We start from the raw sequence: 13,800 nt of genomic DNA, 5'->3' as shown, positions 1-13,800 counted from the left end.
TTTTTGTTTATTCTAATTAATGGCAGGGCAATTACAGTCATAAGGCTCTGGCCTTCCTCCCAGAAAATCATACCCTAAAGTAATTTGGTGAAACCCTCCACTAAATTTTATACTTCCTGTTTGATGCGAGTAGGTATATGCAAATAAGAAGTTCTTATAATTTGCTCCAACTACAGGAGTAATATGTTGTAATTTTTGGTTTTCAATTTGAGCTCCATCTAAAAATTCTGCTCCATCAAAACTTCGTCTATAAGAAAGTCCGCCCCACAATTTTCCAAAATCCATTTCTCGATAAGCTTTAAAGTTAATGTCAACCGATTGCTCTCCTGTTCTTTCATGCCATTGAAATAAGAATGAAGGCTCATAAGCCCAAGTAGAGCCATATTGTCCAATAGCATATGCTGCAGAAACTAAATAACGCCTTTGATTGTTGGGTTCAAATTTTTCCGAATAAATACTTCTATTCTGAAAAATGATATTCTTTACAGTGAAATGCCCTGAGAAATTCAAGAAATTGTAAGATAATCCCGCATCAACATTAAAATAAGAACTACTCTGTATAATTCCGGCTATAATAGGATCGAAATCGTTAGGGTCAAATTGTGTTTCATCTAATTTAGATTGAATTAACCCAGCACTTAGTCCAAACGATAATTGATTTAAATCTGCATCACTTCGCGAAAACATGATATGATGCGCATATGTTAAATAACCGCCTCCTTGTGAATGATATCCGTTCTTATCGTTGAAAATGATAGCCCCAACTCCGGATTGATCTCCTAATCTTGCATTAAAACTAAGTGTTTGCATATTAGGAGCTTCATTTTGATCGAACCATTGTTGGCGAGCAGTTAATCTAACTTGATTATTGGATGCTGCTCCTGCCATGGACGGATGTAACAGATAATAATTATCTGCAAAATAATCTGAATAAATAGGAATACCGTCTTGTGAATATGCAAATGGAGCCGCTAATATTAGTAGTGTTAAGTAGGCTTTTTTAATCTTCATAGTATTTTAGTCTGTTTTTTTAGGGTAGAGTGATTTTCAAATTCTTTTTGGGTATGATTCACTGCGTATTTCATCAGGGACTGATCATCACTCAATGATAATGGATTATTAATGTAGCTTCCATCCCAACTATATTCTAATGGGTTAAATTGCTTCAAAAATTTTCCAAATCTGTCAAATATATAAATTTTTGACGTAGGGGCACTATCGGCAGGGTCAATGATGCCATATAGGTCTTTATATTGACAATCACCTTTTTGGTTATTTATAATAACTTCTTCAGAAGAAAAGCTTGTATTGCTGCGGTTAAAATAATCACCTTTTCTCCCTGTAAAAATTGTTTGGGATGTGCTAAAGTCACTAACTACAATAGTTTGGGAGGGTCCATATACTGAAAATTGTATTACGGGGGAAGGTAAAATTTTCATCATAAAGTAGGTGTTAAAACATCAAATATATTGAATACATTGATTTTCTCTTTATTTTTTTACAAAAAAAGCCTCATATGGCTGAATTTAATCTAAATAGGTAATCCACTAACAACGGGAATATGCCATTATTATTGCTATTGTAATTATAATGAATATACACTTTGTTTACTCTTAGTGCTATAAAAAGGTGAAAACCTATAACTTTTTGACAGCAAATTAAAAACTGTTTTAATGAATCCTTTCTTTTTATCATCAACGAGTAATACTTATCTTTGCAATGTCCTAAATAGATATATATGTCCGTGTTTAGTATTACAACTCAATCCACTACAAATGATAATATTGTAAAATTTGTAGCTAATTCATTTCTAACTCAAGCAAACAGCTATGAGTTCAATAATATTGATGAAGCCAAAGCCAGCCCAATTGCACAGCAGCTTTTTCATCTTCCTTTTGTGAAAACTGTCTATATCTCACAAAATTTTATTGCTATTGAAAAATATAATATAGTAGACTGGAATACTGTTGAAAATGAAGTAGCAATGGCGATTACAGATTATTTAAATTCCGGAAAGCCAGTAATTACTCAAGAAGAAACTACTAAAAAAATTCCTGTAACCGTATATGCCGAAAGTACTCCAAACCCTGCGGTGATGAAGTTTGTTGCCAATAAACCCTTAGTTACAGGTACATTTGAGTTTAAAAATATTGATGAAGCTATACATGCTCCTTTAGCTAAGGGGTTATTTACGTTCCCTTTTGTTAAAGAGGTTTTTATTAGTGCTAATTATGTTTCGGTAATGAAATTTAATGTTGCAGAATGGCAAGAAATATCAATGGAAATACGTGAATTCATTAGAAATTATATTGAAAATGGAGGCACTGTTCTAAATGATGAGATGCTTCAAAAAAAAGAACCTTCTTCCACTTCGGCTTTCGAAGCTGAAACTAAACATAATGAAGAGTTTTCAGATATTGATAAAGAAATTATGGCCATCCTTGATGAATATGTAAAACCTGCTGTTGCCAGCGATGGTGGACATATTGCTTTTGACTCTTTTAATGAAGAAACCAAAACTGTTAGAGTGATCTTGCAAGGTGCCTGTAGCGGTTGCCCATCCTCTACACTTACACTTAAGAATGGTATCGAAACGATGCTTCAGGAGATGCTTAAAGGACGAGTTACTACTGTAGAGGCTATTAATGGTTAACCAACCCACAGCTTTTAACTGCCTTTGTGAAAATTTTTGATTTTAAAAATTGTAACTTGAAGCATTAAACTTATAATATAAAATTATGGCTGTATTAAAAGTTATAGAAGTACTTGCAAATTCTAATGAAAGCTGGGAAGATGCTACAAGAAATGCTGTTAAACATGCTGCCAAAAGTATAAAAAACATTCGCTCTGTATATGTAAATGAACAGAGCGCTACCGTAAATGGCAGTGATGTGACAGAGTTCAGGGTAAATGTTAAAATCACTTTTGAAGTAAATTAATTTCCGAAGATTTAGCAATACATACGCTTTTGATGTTTCAAAAGCATATTTTTGTTTTACTATTTTTTAAACTATGCGCTATTTTTTATATCTCACTTCAGTTATACTACTCTTCTCATGTAATACTTCAAAAAAAGAAATTTTGGAAAATCACAAATATACTAACCCATTAATTAACGAAACCAGCCCCTATTTACTCCAACACGCCCATAATCCGGTAAATTGGAATGCCTGGAATGATGAAACACTACAAAAGGCCAAAGATGAAAATAAGCTCATGATCATTAGTATTGGCTATGCAGCTTGTCACTGGTGCCATGTGATGGAGCGTGAAAGCTTTGAAGACTCTACTGTAGCAGCCGTAATGAATACAAACTTTATTTCGGTGAAAGTAGATCGGGAAGAACGCCCGGATGTTGATCAAATATATATCAATGCCGTACAGCTAATGACCGGTAGTGCAGGTTGGCCCTTGAATGTAATAACACTTCCCGATGGAAGGCCCGTTTGGGGAGGAACCTATTTTAAAAAAGAGGAATGGATCAATGCAATTGAAAGAATACAGGAAATCTATACTGAAGAACCTGAAAAACTGGAAGAATATGCCAGTCGTCTGGAAGAGGGTATTAAAAGTATGGACCTGATCACTTTTAATACTGAAGACATAGATTTTTCGATCTATCCAACAACAGATATTATTAAAAACTGGCAGAAAGGTTTTGATCATCGCTACGGTGGCTATAAACGGGCTCCAAAATTTATGATGCCCAATAACTATCATTTTTTATTACGTTATGCGGTACAAAACAACAACACTGAATTACTTGAATTTGTTAAGCTTACGCTTAATCAAATTGCTTATGGAGGTGTGTATGATCAAATTGGTGGTGGATTTTCACGATATAGTGTTGATGAAAAATGGCATATCCCCCATTTCGAAAAAATGCTATATGACAATGCCCAATTGGTAAGTTTGTATAGTGATGCCTACCTGGCTACTAAAGAGCCCTTATACAAGGAGGTCGTTCTTGAGACCTTAACTTTTATTGCCCGTGAGATGACAAGCTCCGAAGGTGCTTTCTATTCTTCGTTGGATGCCGATAGTAAAACTGATGCGGGTGAACTTGAAGAAGGCACCTATTATATTTACACCAAAGAAGAATTAGAAGAACTGCTGAAAGACGATTTCAAGCTTTTTAAAGAATACTACAATATAAATAGCTACGGAAAGTGGGAAAAGGATCACTATGTTTTGATTAGAGATAAAAGTGATTCTGAAATTATGGATGAATTCAATTTGAGCCCAGAAATATTTCAGCAGAAAAAAGAAAACTGGAAAGAGCTGCTACTTAAGTATCGAAATAAGCGACCAAAACCTCGCTTAGATGACAAAACATTAACCTCCTGGAATGGATTAATGCTCAAGGGATATGTAGATGCCTATAAGGCTTTTCAGCAAAAGGAATTTTTAGATGCTGCCCTGAAAAATGCACAGTTCATAGCATCAAAACAATTACAGGAAAACGGGGCCTTATTTCACAATTATAAAGATGGAAAAAGTACTATTAATGGGTATCTTGAAGATTATAGTGCAGTAATTGAAGGGTATATTTCACTGTATGAGGTGACCATGGATGAACAATGGCTTGACAAAGCAAAAAAGATGGCAGATTATACATTTATTCATTTTTTTGATGAAGAAAAACACATGTTTTATTTTACTTCTCAGGAAGATGCAAAACTGGTCACCCGAAATTATGAATACCGGGATAATGTCATTCCTGCTTCTAACAGTATTATGGCAAAAAATCTTTTTAAGCTTTCACATTACTTTGACAGCCCAAGGTTTTCAGAAACAAGTCAACAAATGCTTAAAAACGTACAGCCTGAAATGGAGCAATACCCTTCGGGGTTTTCAAACTGGCTGGATTTACTTGCAAATTATCAATCAAAATATTTTGAAGTGGTAGTTGTAGGGAAAAATGCTTCAGAAAAAATAAATGAAATAAACACATACTATATTCCAAATAAGCTTATTGCCGGAAGTATTCAGGATAGTAAAAGTTATCTGTTAGAAGGCCGTTATATTGAAGGTGAAACTTTTATCTACGTATGTGTAAATAATACATGTAAGCTTCCTATAAAGGAAGTGAAAAATGCAATTGAATCAATTAAAAATTATTGAGTCAGATACATGAATTCTTTTTACTATACTATTTAAAAGCGTTCAATTTAAAACTACTCATTAATTTTTTTGTATATTAATGACTAATACTATAATAAATTTTTAACACTATGAAAAAGATAATTTTAATAATCCTAACAACCTTGGTAAGTTTACCTCTATTCTCACAAAACAACACTCCTATGTTGGGTGTTCGACAAATTGATCTTGAACTGAACAAGGCATTTTTAGACCTAACTGATGCAGAGTATAAACAAATCATTGGATCTCCATATGCAATTAAAGACTTCATGCAAGGAAATATTTATCAAGGTGATAAACTAGTACAAAGTGGAATTTTTCTTAGATACAATATGTACTCTGATGAAATTGAAATTAAAAATTCGATCAATGATACAGAATATAATGCCCTGATTAAAGATTCTAATGTATTTGTGAAGATTTTTAATGATGTCTATGTATTGATTCCTTTTGAAGGGTCTGACGAAAAAGGCAGTTATTTTAAAATTGTAACTTCGGGAAAACACCTGGATCTTTACAAAAAATCAACTGTAGTGTATACTCCCCGCACTTTTGCAAAAACTAGCTATGATCGGGAAAAACCTGCAAAATTCACACAAACAGACACTTATTTTTTGGTTGAAAAAAGCGGAAAATTTGTGGAATTGCCCAACAGTAAATCAAAAATATTGAAAGTGATGAAAAATAAAGGGAAAGAAGTAAAGAGCTTCCTGAAAAAGAATAATGTAAACTTAAAAGAAGAAAAAGACCTTATAAAATTGGTAAAGTATTATAATACCTTACTATAAACTATTTGTTAAAACTCGCTACTTTTGATAATTTTGTTAATATAAAGACAGCCATAAATTATTATAACTAAAATTTAAATTATGAAAAAAGCACTTTTAACATTTGTATTGTTCGGTCTGGTTGGCTCTTTATATGCTCAATATGATTTAGCTGTAAATGAATCTACACGTATATTTGTTGAGTATGCCGAGCGTACCAGCTCTGCATCAAACTTCTTGCCCGATGATTATAATGGCACACCTTATAATAATGAAGTTTTTCTTATGGGAACTATTTATGAAAATAACAAAGCTATTGTTTCCGATTATTTTTTCCGTTTTAATGCTATTGAAGATGAAATGGAAGTAAAACAAAATCTGGAGGATCCGGATACTGAAATTAAAGTACTCACTAAATCACCGGATATTTATGTAAAAATAATGAATGACCTTTTTGTATATCATGCCAGTGAAACTACTCCTGAAGAAAACGGATATTTTCAAGTATTGGTGGTAGGAAATAGTTTTAATCTGTACAAAAAGCTTTACAAGAAATTCTATCCTGCCAAAAAGGCCAGAAATTCCTTTGAAAAGGACATTCTTGCCAGCTATAAAGATAAGCCTCTTTATTATTTAGTGAATCAGGAAGGTAATTTCCATTCTGTACCGTCTTCAAAAAATAAAAGACTTAAAACCTTTGGAAGTAAAAAGGCAGAAATATCCAAATTTATAAAACACGCTAATTTGGATATCACTAAAGAAAGTGATTTTATCAAAGTGTTTAAATACTTTGATTCTTTTAAAGATGCTAGTTTATAATAAAATTCTTTAGGTAATAAGGTTCAAAATAGGCGACATCTTCGATGTCGCTTTTTTTATACTTTAGTTCGGCAATAGATGCCATTTGATATGCTGAAGGAGATTTCCCTTCCAAAAAAATTGCATTTGTATGAAGGCAAATAGTTTTAAATTTTTCAACTCCACTGCCTATAAAAGTAACTTTTCCTTTTTCAAGATACTCTGAAAAAGAGGTCTGAGAAAGAACTTCAGCTTTTGTTTCTCTAATCTCTTTCTCTCTTGAAAATACCGTAGAATAAACTTCCATCCTCCTTGCATCCAGCATTGGGACTACAAAATCTGTTTTAGACTGTACCTGAAGGGCTAATGACCTTAAGGTTGCTATTGATATTAATGGGATATCCAAAGCAAAGCAAAGCCCCTTTGCCGCTGAAACACCAATACGTAATCCGGTATAAGATCCCGGTCCTTTACTTACAGCAATAGCATCTAATGATCCTTTTTTAATATTAGCTTCTTCCAATACTTTTTTAATAAAAGGGTGTAATTTTTCGGCATGAGAATAATTGCTGTCATTATCCTCTTGCAAAGCAATAACGCTTCCGTTTGCCGAAAGCGCTACAGAGCAATTTGTTGTTGCTGTTTCAATACATAGTATTGTTGCCATTAGTCTTCTTTACTATCGCTTCCTTCCTCTTCTGAAGAGCTTACATCAATTTTATCTCCACTTTTCAATGTCTTTGTTACGGTATTATAAGGACCGGTAATTACGACATCCTCTTCTGACAATCCGGAGGTTATTTCAATGTTAGAATCATCCTGGATCCCCGTTGTAATAACCCTCAATTTTGCTTCTTCTCCATTTTTTACAAAAACACATTCAAATTTTTCAGTCGAAGTACTTGCAGTTTCTTTTACCGAAGCTTTTTTAGCTCCGGTAGTATCTGTTTTAATAACAATAGCACTTATAGGTACTCCTATAACTTTCTCTTTTTTATTAGTGATCACATCTACAGTTGCTGTCATTCCAGGGCGGAAAGGAGAATAATAATCCGGTTTACCATCTGTTAGATCTTTATAAGATTCCGGTAAAATTCTAACCTTTACTTTGAAATTAGTTACCTGATCTACAGACAAAGCACTTTCTGCAGAGTTAGCTATTTCTGTAACCATTCCTCTAAATTCACGTTTTAAATAGGCATCCACTTCAACTATTGTTGAATCTCCTAAAGCAACTTTTACAATGTCATTCTCGTTCACATCAACTTCAACTTCCATATTATTTAGATTTGCCACTCTTACAATTTCAGTTCCTGCCATTTGAGCAGTCCCTACAACGCGTTCACCCAATTCTACAGACAATTTTGAAATTGTTCCATCCATAGGAGCGTAGATTGTGGTTCTTGACAAATTATCCCGGGATTGCTTTACATTTGCAGCCGCACTTTGCACATTGTAATAGGCAGATTCTCTATTGGCTTTTGCAACTTCGTAATCTGCTGTTGTACGATCCCAATCCGATTTTGAGATCACTCCTTTTTCAAATAAAGCTTTATTGCGATTGTAATTTAGTTCGGCATTTCGAAGACTGGCTTCTGCCTGTGATAATTGCGCTCTAATATTCTGTAAGCCTGCCTGAGATTGACTTAAAGCCGATTGTATAAGATCCGGATTGATGCGCACTAACAAGTCTCCCTGTTTCACCTGTTGTCCTTCCTTAATAGGAAGTTCAATGATCTCACCAGACACTTCCGAAGATAATTTCACTTCAACTTCAGGTTGTATTTTTCCGGTAGCAGCAACTGTTTCTATGATATCTATAGGCTCTATTTTGGTAATTTCAACTTCTTTGTAAGTACCACTTTTGCCAAACCATCCGGCTTTTTTGCCAACAAGCATTAAAATAATAAGTACTACTATTATGGAAACAATAATGATAAGTGTCTTTTTCTTCATAACTAAAATTTTAGCTCAGTTGCAGGTATTCCAAAATACAGTTCTAATACCTTTAATTTAAAAATATAATCGTATTTAGCACGGTTCACTTCAATTTGTGCATTGTCATAACGAAGTTTTGATTGGCTGAAATCAAAAGCATTCGTCAAACCTACATCATAACGGTCTTTTGCATATTGGTATGCCAGTTCTTGTGATTCTAATGCTTTTTCAGCAGCTTCATATGATTTTAAAGCTCCTTTGGCATCAACATACGCCTGATATACATTGGATTCCAGATCCAGTTTTGTTTGTGCTAGCTGATACTCGGTTCGTTTTACATTAACGGCACTTCGCTTTACACTGTTTCGGGTAGCAAATCCATTAAAAATAGGGACACTAAGCTGTAACCCATAAGAAATACCGTCATTTAAATATAACTGATCAAAAAATGGCAAAGGAGGCAGCTCTTGTAAGACAAAATTTGGAGAAGTATTGATCACAGCCTGTCCTGTTTCTTCGACTACTCCAACTTCTGTAATTTTAAGCGGGTTATCGGGATCCAAAATTTCCTCAAATCTATTTGATCCGGACTCTCGCGTATTGTAATTGAAAAATGCACTTAGTGAGGGTAAATAACTTGATCTGGCAATCTGAAGGTCCTTTTCGGCTATAGCAACATTCTGTTGTGCTATTTTAACCTCGGAACGACTTTCTTTAGCAGATTCAATGATCTCAGAAACGTTTTTCAAAAGAAATTCATCTCCAATAATTGAATATTCTTCTTCTGCAATATCAAAATTTTCGTAATCCTGTATCGCTAATAACTGTGCTAAACTTATCAATGAGATCTGTACATTGTTTTCAGCAATTGCGATTTGTTGTCTTTCGCTAGCATCTGTAGCAGTAATTTCCAATAAATCTCCTCTTGGAAGAACACCTGCATCTACCAACTCATTGGTGCGGTCAATTTGCTCCAATGTAACTATATTTTGGGCCTTGAGTACTTCAAGATTCGCCTTATTAAATAGAATCTGTAAAAAGCCATTTGCCACAAAAAGGGCAATATCATCTTCCATTTTATCAAGATTGTACTGAGATGCCAATAACGATATTTTTGCACGTTGGGATTCTCTTAAATTTCGTAAACCGTTAAAAATGTTTATCCCAGCTGTAATACTATAGGATGAGTTTCTGGAAGTTTGTGTTTGTAGAACACCTGTAGTAACATTTTGCGTTAAACCTGTATTCCAGGAATTGGATGCCGAAGCATTCAGAGAGGGTAAATAATTTCCTAACGCATCACTTTTGGCAATTTCTGCAGTTTCCAAATCCAGTTGCGATTGCTTTATCGATATATTATTTTCCAAAGCATATACAACACATTCCTGAAGAGTCCATTTTTTATTTTGGGCGGTCATTGAAAATCCTATAAAAAGGAAAAAAAATAAGGCTACTAAATTCTTCATACGATTACTAATTGCTAATTTGTCTTTTGAATACCCAAAGTGTTACAAAGTTGTTAAAAATAATCTTTTCTACACTATAAAGAGATGCTGTTCTTCTATTCTTCGGCTTTTGCTTTTTGCCTGCTTCTGTAAATAACATAGCCTATTCCTCCAATAAGCAGATAAGGAAAGATCATTAAATACATGATCCCATTGTTAATTCCTTTCGCTGCCTGACCTCCTTCTTCGTTTTCCAGAACAGCACGGCACATAGCGCATTGTGCTTCTGCAGGAAGTATCGTAAAAAGTAAGATAAGTGCGAAAAAAATTAATTTGAGTTTCATAATAATTAGTAATACGGAGAAATCATTAAATAGACGATCACACCAGTAATGGCAACATATAACCATAAAGGAAATGTTATTCTCGCGATCTTTTTATGACTGCGAAAGTTTCCGGAAATAGCTCTCACATAAGTAATCAATACAAACGGAATAACAACCACTGACAATAAGATATGACTTATGAGAATAAAATAATAGATGTATTTAATTGCACCTTCACCTCCAAAAGGAGTTGAATCTGAAGTCATATGATACATCACATACATCAATAAAAACAAAATGGAAAGGACCATACTGGTCTTCATTAGACGTTCATGGGCAATACGATTTCCTTTTTTAATTTGAAAGACTGCCAGCACCAATAAAATTGCAGTAATACCATTGATCGTTGCATAAATAGGAGGTAAAAACCCAAGTCTTTCTACCCCCGGAATGCGAATAGTAAATAACACAGCCACAGCCACAGGGATAACAATTGACAATATCCATATCCAAACAGTATACTTCTTTGATGTTCCTGAAACGTCTTGCTCCATTTTATAATAATTTTTTAATATCCTCAATTAACATTTGTATTCCTTCACTTTCTAAACCGTCATAATAAATAATTGGGTTTCCATTATCATCTATACGGGAGCGGATATATCCCTCTTGGTCAATAAGTGCAAAAAATCCTGAATGCTCAAATCCTCCTTCTACTTCGGGAGCTTCTCCTACATATAAATTAAAGCCGGTATTTGCAAGATGATGAATCTTTTCTTTGGCTCCGGTTAGTAAATGCCAATGTGGATTTGTGATTCCATAACTGGCAGCGTATTCTTTTAGTACCTTAGGCGTATCGTAATCAGGATCAATGCTAAAAGATGCAACTCCTACGTTTGGATTTCCATAAAACTCATTTTGAACCTTGACCATGTTCTGGTTCATAATCGGGCAAATAGAAGGGCAAGTGGTAAAAAAGAATTCCACGACATAAACTTTTCCTTTGTAGTTTTCATTAGTGATAACCTTCTCATTTTGATCGATAAAATTAAAATCAGGGACTTTACCTATTGTCTCTAAACCAGGATCAGATAAATGGTTTGCAATCTTATCTACCGCCCAAATGCCAAATACAAGTATTATTAACGATATACCTACGTATGAATATTTTTTTTTCTTCATTTAAATTAGATTTCTCTATCTGCATTGTATTTTTTTAATGCCAAACGATACTCTGCAAGAATCACCTTAATATCATCACTCATTTTATTATTGATCTCGGCAACATCACGAGCGTCAAAACCGTATAACAAACCTATATCTTCATCATCATCTCTACCGCGAAGATTCCGGTCTTTATCAACAATAAAAACATATGGTGTGCTATAATCGGTCGCTAAAACCAAATTACTTTGTAACGAATTAAAAACGATCTCGATATTCTCTGAAGAGCCAAATGCAAACTTCCAATTTTTTGTGTCTGTCATTTCACTAAGCTTTTCCTTTAAAACTTTCGCCTCATCCTGAGTACCATCCTGAAGTAATATTACAAATTGAAAATCTTCAAATTCGTGATTCTTTTTATAAACCTTTTGTACAAGGTTAAAGGAATTAGCTTGTTTAGATACTACTTCATTTCCGAAGAACCCCAGTACAGTAATTTTATCTTTTAGTTCTATTGAACTTCCTTCTAAGGTTGTAAAATTTGTGAGTTCGGTAACAGAATATGTAAGTACCGGAAGTTTTGCAAAATTATTCACCCCGGAGGCAAAGAAAATATAAGCGGTAATGGGAAGTAAGAACAAAACACCAAGAACTAGATATTTTTTCATTTTCTAAGCTTTCTTTTGTTTTGCAAAAATACGCCCTAAAACGGCGTTGAGCAACCTTTGATAGTTAATTTTTGATACTTCAGGGCACAAAAAAACCCTGATTTACAGGGTTCTTTCAAAATCTTTTTATTACTTAAAAGTCAAATTTTACATAATTATTCTTGTATACATCAAAAATATAGTCTCCTTCTATTAATACTATTAGTACTAAATAGCAAATTAAGAAGATAGCTGTCCAAACCACTGAACGGCGTAGCGATTTTTTCTCATCACGCATGTGCATGAAGTCCCATGTAATATAATATGCTTTTACCAAAGTAAGAATAATAAAAATCCAGTTGAGGTATTTCATTGCCAGAAAACGATTGTCTATTAGAAATTCCGGCTTTAAAATACCTAATGCAACTTCAATTATGGTAACAATGGAAAGGAAGATGAAAACACCCCAGATCTTTGCTTCATTAGACTTAAATTTTATAAGTCCTCTAAATATTTCTAATTTATGATTGTCTGCCATTTCTTAAATTTTAATACTACTACTTAAACAAGATAAAAGAATGTAAATACAAATACCCAAACTAAATCTACAAAGTGCCAATATAGCCCTACTTTTTCAACCATTTCATAATGCCCTCTTCTTTCATAAGTTCCAATGATTACATTAAAAAATATGATGATGTTAAATATTACACCAGAGAATACGTGAAATCCATGAAATCCGGTAATAAAGAAAAAGAAGTCTGCAAATAATGGTGTCCCGTACTCATTATGTTTCAAATTGGCTCCTTCAACAACTATTTTACCATCATTAACCACTTTCGCTATAGATTCTCCTCTTGACAATACTGTTGGCTCTCCATTTTCATCAAGATATTGTGTTCTTACCAGTAAATTATCATCTGCTAAAAACCCGGCTTTTACTTCTTCAAAAGTGAAAGATGTTTGAGTTTCATCTGCTGCATACCAAACCCCATTACCTTCTACATGAGATTCTCTGGCAGATGGAAGTTCTATTGCAAAATCTGCTATTGCAACCCGTTCTCCTTCAGTATTGAGAAACTGAATGATTTTACCCCCTTTTGTCTCAATCGCTCCATAATCACCCTTGATAAAAGTAGCCCATTCCCATGCCTGTGAACCTACAAAAATAGCTCCTCCAATAATGGTAAAGAACAAATATATTATCACTTTGTTCTTTTGCATTTTATGTCCGGCATCTACAGCAAGTACCATCGTTACAGATGAAAAGATAAGAATGAAGGTCATAAATGCTACATAATACATGGGTGCATCTACTCCATGCAAGAATGGAAAGTGTGTAAACACTTCATCTGCAATTGGCCAGGAATCAATAAACTTAAATCTTGAAAAGCCGTAAGAGGCAAGAAATCCTGAAAAGGTTAAGGCATCTGAAACAATGAAAAACCACATCATCATTTTCCCGTAACTGGCATTTAGCGGTCGGTTTCCACCTTCCCAGGTTTTTCCTTCGGTACCTGTTTTAACAACAGTAGCTTCCATAAAAAGAATTTGGTTTTTAATAAAGCAC

General features: G+C 34.0%; 16 protein-coding genes. 5 read left to right on the top strand and 11 right to left on the bottom strand.

Annotation, left to right across the window (positions count from 1 at the left end; all coding sequences use genetic code 11):
• Window positions 1–12 precede the first annotated feature (12 nt).
• Together ACY2RT_RS09675 and ACY2RT_RS09670 are read right to left on the bottom strand one after the other, a co-directional pair.
• Window positions 13–1,011 carry a PorP/SprF family type IX secretion system membrane protein gene (locus ACY2RT_RS09675; RefSeq protein ID WP_490155709.1) on the bottom strand — a complete coding sequence of 333 codons (999 nt, stop codon included), beginning with the start codon at window positions 1,009–1,011 and terminating at the stop codon, window positions 13–15.
• Window positions 1,008–1,442: a T9SS type B sorting domain-containing protein gene (locus ACY2RT_RS09670; protein ID WP_490155708.1), complete on the bottom strand. Its 435-nt coding sequence runs from the start codon at window positions 1,440–1,442 to the stop codon at window positions 1,008–1,010. The genes ACY2RT_RS09675 and ACY2RT_RS09670 overlap by 4 nt, the downstream gene beginning before the upstream one ends.
• Window positions 1,443–1,738: 296 nt before the next feature.
• Here ACY2RT_RS09670 and ACY2RT_RS09665 point away from each other — a divergent pair, with 296 nt between their 5' ends.
• The 5 genes from ACY2RT_RS09665 to ACY2RT_RS09645 all read left to right on the top strand — a co-directional run bounded on the left by ACY2RT_RS09665 (window position 1,739) and on the right by ACY2RT_RS09645 (window position 6,731).
• Entirely contained in the window at window positions 1,739–2,653 is a 915-nt protein-coding gene (locus tag ACY2RT_RS09665; protein ID WP_490155707.1) for a NifU family protein, read from the top strand.
• 85 nt (window positions 2,654–2,738) lie between these two features.
• Complete coding sequence (locus tag ACY2RT_RS09660) at window positions 2,739–2,939, top strand: dodecin family protein (protein ID WP_490155706.1); 201 nt, start codon at window positions 2,739–2,741, stop codon at window positions 2,937–2,939.
• Window positions 2,940–3,012: 73 nt separating this feature from the next.
• Window positions 3,013–5,124: a thioredoxin domain-containing protein gene (locus ACY2RT_RS09655; RefSeq protein ID WP_490155705.1), complete on the top strand. Its 2,112-nt coding sequence runs from the start codon at window positions 3,013–3,015 to the stop codon at window positions 5,122–5,124.
• A gap of 110 nt (window positions 5,125–5,234) precedes the next feature.
• Window positions 5,235–5,933, top strand: coding sequence for a hypothetical protein (locus tag ACY2RT_RS09650; RefSeq protein ID WP_490155704.1), 699 nt, complete (start codon window positions 5,235–5,237; stop codon window positions 5,931–5,933).
• An 81-nt stretch (window positions 5,934–6,014) separates the two neighbouring features.
• The gene (locus tag ACY2RT_RS09645; RefSeq protein ID WP_490155703.1) at window positions 6,015–6,731 is read left to right on the top strand and encodes a hypothetical protein; all 717 of its coding nucleotides are present in this window, start codon (window positions 6,015–6,017) and stop codon (window positions 6,729–6,731) included.
• Here ACY2RT_RS09645 and tsaB read toward each other — a convergent pair.
• From tsaB to ACY2RT_RS09600, 9 genes are all read right to left on the bottom strand, one after another.
• Entirely contained in the window at window positions 6,721–7,377 is a 657-nt protein-coding gene (tsaB, locus tag ACY2RT_RS09640) for a tRNA (adenosine(37)-N6)-threonylcarbamoyltransferase complex dimerization subunit type 1 TsaB (RefSeq protein WP_490155702.1), read from the bottom strand. The two genes, ACY2RT_RS09645 and tsaB, sit on opposite strands and share 11 nt — an antisense overlap.
• Window positions 7,377–8,666 (bottom strand): efflux RND transporter periplasmic adaptor subunit, encoded by a 1,290-nt coding sequence (locus ACY2RT_RS09635; RefSeq protein ID WP_490155701.1) that lies wholly within the window; start codon window positions 8,664–8,666, stop codon window positions 7,377–7,379. Before ACY2RT_RS09635 ends, tsaB begins: the two co-directional genes overlap by 1 nt.
• 2 nt (window positions 8,667–8,668) lie before the next feature.
• A complete protein-coding gene (locus tag ACY2RT_RS09630; protein ID WP_490155700.1) occupies window positions 8,669–10,114 on the bottom strand; it encodes a TolC family protein in 1,446 nt (481 codons plus the stop codon).
• 95 nt (window positions 10,115–10,209) lie between these two features.
• Complete coding sequence (locus ACY2RT_RS09625) at window positions 10,210–10,437, bottom strand: hypothetical protein (RefSeq protein ID WP_490155699.1); 228 nt, start codon at window positions 10,435–10,437, stop codon at window positions 10,210–10,212.
• A gap of 5 nt (window positions 10,438–10,442) precedes the next feature.
• Window positions 10,443–10,973 carry a DUF420 domain-containing protein gene (locus ACY2RT_RS09620; protein WP_490155698.1) on the bottom strand — a complete coding sequence of 177 codons (531 nt, stop codon included), beginning with the start codon at window positions 10,971–10,973 and terminating at the stop codon, window positions 10,443–10,445.
• Between the two features lies 1 nt (window position 10,974).
• Entirely contained in the window at window positions 10,975–11,601 is a 627-nt protein-coding gene (locus tag ACY2RT_RS09615; RefSeq protein WP_490155697.1) for an SCO family protein, read from the bottom strand.
• A 5-nt stretch (window positions 11,602–11,606) separates the two neighbouring features.
• Complete coding sequence (locus ACY2RT_RS09610) at window positions 11,607–12,251, bottom strand: hypothetical protein (protein ID WP_490155696.1); 645 nt, start codon at window positions 12,249–12,251, stop codon at window positions 11,607–11,609.
• Window positions 12,252–12,384: 133 nt separating this feature from the next.
• Window positions 12,385–12,768, bottom strand: a complete 384-nt coding sequence (locus ACY2RT_RS09605; RefSeq protein WP_490155695.1) for a cytochrome C oxidase subunit IV family protein — start codon at window positions 12,766–12,768, stop codon at window positions 12,385–12,387.
• 23 nt (window positions 12,769–12,791) lie between these two features.
• Window positions 12,792–13,772, bottom strand: a complete 981-nt coding sequence (locus ACY2RT_RS09600; RefSeq protein ID WP_490155694.1) for a cytochrome c oxidase subunit 3 — start codon at window positions 13,770–13,772, stop codon at window positions 12,792–12,794.
• Window positions 13,773–13,800: the final 28 nt, after the last annotated feature.

Source organism: Ulvibacter sp. 2210JD10-4 (assembly GCF_058148525.1).
This window is presented reverse-complemented; position numbering and strand designations above follow the sequence as displayed.